We start from the raw sequence: 6,007 nt of genomic DNA on the forward strand, positions 1-6,007 counted from the left end.
AGCGCCCTCTCCCGTTGACGGGAGAGGGCCGGGGAGAGGGTTCTTGTAGTTTCCGCCAACTCAATGCTCGCGCGGCGGCAGATCCTCGGAGAAGGGCGAGTCCTCCAGCGAGTCGCCGGGGATGGCGTGGGCCTCCGAGGCCCAGGCGCCGAGGTCGATCAGCTTGCAGCGCTCGCTGCAGAAGGGCCGGTGCGGGCTCTGCGGGCCCCACTCGACCGGCGCGCCACAGGTCGGGCATTGCACTGTGCTGCTCATGGCTGGCCTCCGCGCAGGGTCAGGTAGAAGTGGTGCAGGCGCTCGACCTCGCTCCTGAGCCAGGCCAGGTCGCGGTCGTTGACCAGCACGTCGTGGGCATGGCGCAGGCGCTCCTCGCGGCTGCTCTGGGCCTTGAGGATGGCGCGGATCTGCTCCTCGGAGCTGTCGTCGCGGGCCATGCTGCGCTGCAGTTGCAGCTCTTCCGGGGCGTCCACCACCAGCACCCGCTGGGTCATCTTGTGCTGGCCGGACTCCACCAGCAGCGGCGATACCAGAATGGCGTAGGGTGACTCGGCCCTGGCCAGATACTGGTTTATTTCCTGGAAGATCAGCGGGTGCAGCAGGCCTTCCAGCCAGCGCCGCTGCTCGGTATCCTGGAATACCAGTTGGCGCAGGGCGGCGCGGTCCAGCGTGCCGTCGGCCTGCAGCACCCGTTCGCCGAAGCGTTCTGCAATTTTCGCCAAGGCGGGGCGGCCCGGCTCGACCACCCAGCGGGCGGCATGGTCGGCGTCCACCAGATGGACGCCGAGGTCGATGAAGTGCTGGGCCGCGGCGCTCTTGCCGCTGCCAATGCCTCCGGTGAGGCCGAGAATCCAGGGTTTGCTCATTTCACGCCGGCGAACTGCAGATAGGTCCCGGTTATTTGATCACCCCAGAGCAATGCGATCCAGCCGGCGATGGCCAGGTAGGGGCCGAAGGGAATCGGCGTGCTGGTCTCCTGATTGCGCAGGCGCAGCAGGATCACCCCGAGCACGGCGCCGACCAGCGACGACAGCAGGATGGTCAGCGGCAGTATCTGCCAGCCACCCCAGGCGCCGAGCATGGCCAGCAGCTTGAAGTCGCCATAGCCCATGCCCTCCTTGCCGGTCACCAGCTTGAACAGCCAATACACCGACCACAGGCTGAGATAGCCGGCGATGGCGCCCCACAGGGCGTCTTCCAGGCTGGCGTACAGGCCGAAGTGGTTGGCGATCAGTCCCAGCCAGAGCAGCGGCAGCACCAGAGAGTCGGGCAGCAACTGGTGATCGCAGTCGATCAGGCTCATCGCCAGCAGCCCCCAGGTCAGCAGCAACACCCCGGCCGCCTGCCAGCCGAAGCCATAGTGGAAGGCCACATATCCGGAGAGCAGTCCGCAGGCCAGCTCGACCAGCGGATAGCGCGCGCTGATCGGCGCCTTGCAGCCGGAACACTTGCCGCGCAGCGCCAGGTAGCTGACGACCGGGATATTCTCCCAGGCCCGTATCCTGTGACCGCAGTGCGGGCAGCAGGAGTTGGGCAGCAGCAGGTTGAAGGTCTCGCCCTTGGGCTCTTCCGGCAGTTCAAGGATCTCTCGTGCTTGCTGGCGCCAGTCGCGTTGCATCATCAGTGGCAGGCGGTGGATCACCACGTTGAGGAAGCTGCCGATGATCAGGCCGAGCAGCACTGCGAGAAAAACAAAGGCCGGCGAAGTGCCGGCCAGAAACTCGATGAGCTGCATTGTTTATACTACGGCGCCAAGTTGGAAGATTGGCAGATACATAGCGATAATCAGGCCGCCGACGAGAACACCTAGAACCGCCATGATCATGGGCTCCATTAAGCTGGTCAGTCCGTCGACCATATTGTCGACTTCTTCTTCGTAGAAACTGGCTACTTTGTCCAGCATCTCGTCCAAAGCCCCCGACTCTTCACCGATAGCTGTCATCTGCAGGGCCATGCTGGGGAATGCCCCAGTTGTGCGCATCGAGAAGTTTAATTGCATGCCAGTCGACACATCTTGTTTGATTTTCTGGACAGCGTTCTTGAAAACAATGTTTCCCGTCGCGCCTGCTACCGAGTCCAAGGCATCGACCAAGGGGACACCTGCGGCGAAGGTGGTGGCTAGGGTGCGAGCATAGCGTGCCACAGAGGATTTGTAGATGATATCGCCTATCACAGGAAGTTTGAGGATGGCTCTGTCTAGCCAATTGCGAAATTTTTCGGAGCGCTTATGGGCCTCTTTGAGAGAAAAAGAAGCGGCAAATAGTATCGCTAATACAGCGATCCACCATTCTTGCAGGGCTCGAGATAGGCCGATGACCATTTGAGTGAATGCTGGGAGTTCTGCGCCGAAGTTTGCAAATACCGCTTCGAATTGCGGTACGACTTTTATCAAAAGTATTGCGGATACGATAATGGCTACAACAACTACTGCGATAGGGTAGTTCATCGCTTTTTTGATCTTTGCTTTTAGTGCTTCAGTCTTTTCCTTGTAGGTGGCTACGCGTGCGAGGAGGGTTTCGAGTGCGCCCGACTGTTCGCCTGCTTCGACTAGGTTGCAATAGAGATCATCAAAGTAGAGGGGGCGCTTGCGCAGAGATGAGGCGAAGCTGTTACCAGCGGCCACATCTTGCTTAACCCCGTCGATTAGGGTGCGCATACTGGGGTTGTCCATCCCTTCTCCGATAATATCAAAGGAGCTGAGCAGTGGAACGCCTGCTTTCATCATGGTCGCCATCTGACGCGTGAACAGGGCGATGTCCATGGGCTTGATTTTCTTGCCTGCGCCGAAGATGGAAGCGGACTTCTTGCGGACCTTGGTTGGATTGATGCCCTGCTTGCGTAGTTGCGCTTTAACGAGGGCAGGGGATTGACCGCCTATCTCCCCTTTGACTTTAGCGCCTTTCTTATCAGTGCCTTCCCAGCTGAAGATGCTGGTTTTGAGAGCTTTTTCCGCCATGGTGGGTTAGTCCTTGGTCACGCGGTTGATTTCCTCAAGGCTGGTAACACCTTGCATGGCCTTGAACAGGCCGGACGTGCGTAGGTCATTGAAGCCGTCCTGGCGTGCCTGCTCGGCGATTTCGATGGAGTTGCCTTCCTCCATGATAAGGCGTTGCAGGGCGGGTGTGATTTTAACTACTTCATAAATACCCACCCTGCCCTTGTAGCCGCCTTTGCAGTTTTCGCAGCCGACCGGGCCGTAGATCTTGAAGGTGCCGATCTTGTCGGCAGGGAATCCTTCTTTCAGCAGCACGTCCTGCGGCACCTCGACCGGCTTCTTGCAGGAGCTGCAGAGCTTGCGCGCCAGGCGCTGGGCGATGATCAGGTTGACCGAGGTGGCGATATTGAAGGCCGGCACGCCCATATTGCGCAGGCGGGTCAATGTCTCGGCGGCGCTGTTGGTGTGCAGGGTCGACATCACCATATGCCCGGTCTGGGCCGCCTTGATGGCGATCTCGGCGGTTTCCAGGTCGCGGATCTCGCCGACCATGATGATATCCGGGTCCTGGCGCAGGAAGGCGCGTAGGGCCTGGGAGAAGTCCATGCCCTGCCTGGGGTTGACGTTGACCTGGTTGATGCCTTCCAGGTTGATTTCCACCGGGTCTTCGGCGGTGGAGATATTCACATCGACCGTATTGAGGATATTTAGGCCAGTATACAGGGATACGGTCTTGCCTGAGCCGGTGGGGCCGGTCACCAGGATCATGCCCTGGGGTTGTTTCAGGGCATTCATGTAGAGTTCCTTCTGCTCATCCTCATAGCCGAGTGCATCGATGCCCATCTGCGCGCTGGTGGGGTCGAGGATTCGCATCACGATCTTCTCGCCCCATAGGGTCGGCAGGGTGTTGACGCGGAAGTCGATGGCCTTGGTCTTGGATATCTTCATCTTGATCCGTCCGTCCTGGGGCTTGCGCCGCTCGGAGATATCCAGGCTGGCCATTACCTTGAGGCGCGCCGAGATGCGCGGGGCGAGCTGGATCGGCGGCCGCGCCACCTCGTGCAGAATGCCGTCGGTGCGGAAGCGCACCCGGTAGGTCTTCTCATAAGGCTCGAAATGCAGATCCGAGGAGCCGCCCTTGATGGCGTCCAGCAGCATCTTGTTGACGAAGCGCACCACCGGGGCGTCGTCGGCTTCGCCGCCAGTGGCGCCATCGGTCTTATCGTCGTCCACCGCCTCGATATCGACGTTATCAAGGTCCACATCGCCCAGGTCTTCCAGGCCGCTGTTGGCGGCCTCGAAGAACTTCTCGATGGCCTCGCCTAGCTTGTCGTCCTCGACCAGGATGGCCTCGGTATTGAGGCCGGTGCTGAACTGGATATCGGTGATCGCCTGCAGGTTGCTGGGGTCGGAGATGCCGACATATAGCTTGTTGCCGCGGCGATACAGGGGCAGGGCGCGGTGCTGGCGTACCAGTTTCTCGTTGACCAGGTCGCGTGGCTGGGCCTCCTTGTCGATGCAGGCGAGGTCGTAGAGGGCAATGCCGAACTGGTCGGAGGTCAGCGTGGCCAGGTCGCGACTCTTGACCAGTTTGTTCTGTACCAAATAAGTGACAAGAGAGAGCTTGTTGCGTTGGGCCTGGGTGTGAGCCTGTTGGGCGGTGGACTCATCGAGCAGGTTGGCCAGTACCAGTTGCTTGGCCAGGCCGGTCAGGGCGATATCGTTCATGGGGGTATGGGCTGTGTGGTTACCCACCTCTTATAACCCAGTGAGATGGGGCTGCCAAATGGGTGCTCTCGAGGTGTCCTTTATTGTCACATTTTGCCCGGGAGGTGGTGGCTCCGGAGGGGGGGGGCTCATCATGGCGCTAATAGGTTGGGCTCTGCAGGGCTGGCATGGGATGTGCTAGGTAACCTGCAGGTCAACTGACCTTTAACTCATGCTTGGAGAAAACTTATGAAAGCACAAAAAGGTTTCACTCTGATCGAACTGATGATTGTGGTTGCCATTATCGGTATCCTGGCCGCTATCGCTCTGCCGGCTTATCAGAAGTACACTGCTAAAGCCCGTTTCAGCGAGGTTGTGCAGGCTACCCAGCCGTATAAAATGGCTGTAGAGCTTTGCTTTGCTGAGCAAGGTGCGTTGGCCAGTTGCGCTACCCCTGGTACTAATGGTATTCCGGCCAATACCACCGCTGGTGCTGGTTTTGTGGCTAGCGTTGCCACAGGTGCTGGTGGTGCGATTACTGCTACTGCTACTGCGACCGGGGGCTTGAATGGTGAGACTTATGTTCTGACACCGTCTGTTGCTGCTGCAGGTAGTGCGAATTCGCTGTCTTGGGCTAAGACGGGGACTTGCGTAGGTGCTGCTCTCTGCTGATTGTTGACTAAAAGTTAGAGCTGTAAACATTGCCCTGCAATGCAGGGCTCTGTTTTGGGTGGCCGGTGTAGCTCAGTTGGTAGAGCAGCGCATTCGTAATGCGAAGGTCGCAGGTTCGACTCCTGTCTCCGGCACCATAAAAAACAAAGGGTTAGCTTCGGCTAGCCCTTTTTCATTTCTGGGGGTGTCCCAGAAGTGTCCCAATATTGTCTCGTGTTCTGCGCACTCCAGAGCGTTGCCTCGATTACCCATCCGTGCTGGCGAGGAATGGTGGCAAGTGGCTACATCGAATTGCGCGTTCTATGTAAGCTAATGCTGCGGGGTTGAGCGGCTCAGCTCTGCCCCAGGATCAAGAACAGACACACGGCAAAGGCAACAATGTTTCACATCAAGGGAACTGCTTTCATACCTGCGGTACTAGGAGCCCTTCTGGTTGGATGCTCTGACTCTGAAACAGAGCGAGAGGTGCAGCCCCACCAAAGTGAGGTTCCGGACAAGCTACTTATCAAGTGGGAACAGGAAAAGAGGCTTGAGAAAACAGCGGAAGAGGACGCCAAGCTTTCAGACAAAGACCTAAGGAAGGTCTGAAGTAGAGCGGTTTTTCTGGCTGACTTCGGCCTTCGCCAATTTTGAAAGCGGCCAGTGGGTCAAAATCGACCAGATGGCTCGCTCATTTCGGTGTTTCTGGCCGCCGCA

6 protein-coding genes and 1 tRNA gene are annotated in these 6,007 nt (G+C 58.6%); 2 read left to right on the top strand and 5 right to left on the bottom strand.

Going from position 1 to position 6,007, the window contains the following annotated elements:
- Window positions 1-60: 60 nt before the first annotated feature.
- The 5 genes from yacG to pilB are packed head-to-tail and all read right to left on the bottom strand — an operon-like array spanning window position 61 to window position 4,660.
- The gene (yacG, locus tag AAFN46_RS09200) at window positions 61-255 is read right to left on the bottom strand and encodes a DNA gyrase inhibitor YacG (protein ID WP_347808375.1); all 195 of its coding nucleotides are present in this window, start codon (window positions 253-255) and stop codon (window positions 61-63) included.
- Entirely contained in the window at window positions 252-863 is a 612-nt protein-coding gene (coaE, locus tag AAFN46_RS09205) for a dephospho-CoA kinase (RefSeq protein ID WP_347808376.1), read from the bottom strand. The genes yacG and coaE overlap by 4 nt, the downstream gene beginning before the upstream one ends.
- Window positions 860-1,732 (bottom strand): A24 family peptidase, encoded by an 873-nt coding sequence (locus AAFN46_RS09210; RefSeq protein ID WP_347808377.1) that lies wholly within the window; start codon window positions 1,730-1,732, stop codon window positions 860-862. Before AAFN46_RS09210 ends, coaE begins: the two co-directional genes overlap by 4 nt.
- 3 nt (window positions 1,733-1,735) lie before the next feature.
- A complete protein-coding gene (locus AAFN46_RS09215; protein ID WP_347808378.1) occupies window positions 1,736-2,953 on the bottom strand; it encodes a type II secretion system F family protein in 1,218 nt (405 codons plus the stop codon).
- Window positions 2,954-2,959: 6 nt separating this feature from the next.
- Complete coding sequence (pilB, locus tag AAFN46_RS09220) at window positions 2,960-4,660, bottom strand: type IV-A pilus assembly ATPase PilB (protein WP_347808379.1); 1,701 nt, start codon at window positions 4,658-4,660, stop codon at window positions 2,960-2,962.
- Between the two features lie 228 nt (window positions 4,661-4,888).
- On the opposite strand from pilB, the gene AAFN46_RS09225 reads away from it, so the two are divergent.
- Together AAFN46_RS09225 and AAFN46_RS09230 are read left to right on the top strand one after the other, a co-directional pair.
- On the top strand, window positions 4,889-5,311 hold the full coding sequence (locus AAFN46_RS09225) for a prepilin-type N-terminal cleavage/methylation domain-containing protein (RefSeq protein WP_347808380.1): 423 nt from the start codon (window positions 4,889-4,891) through the stop codon (window positions 5,309-5,311).
- A 61-nt stretch (window positions 5,312-5,372) separates the two neighbouring features.
- A tRNA-Thr gene (locus AAFN46_RS09230) sits at window positions 5,373-5,448 on the top strand.
- Window positions 5,449-6,007: the final 559 nt, after the last annotated feature.

This window comes from Pseudomonas sp. CAU 1711 (assembly GCF_039888625.1).
Taxonomy (GTDB): domain Bacteria; phylum Pseudomonadota; class Gammaproteobacteria; order Pseudomonadales; family Pseudomonadaceae; genus Aquipseudomonas.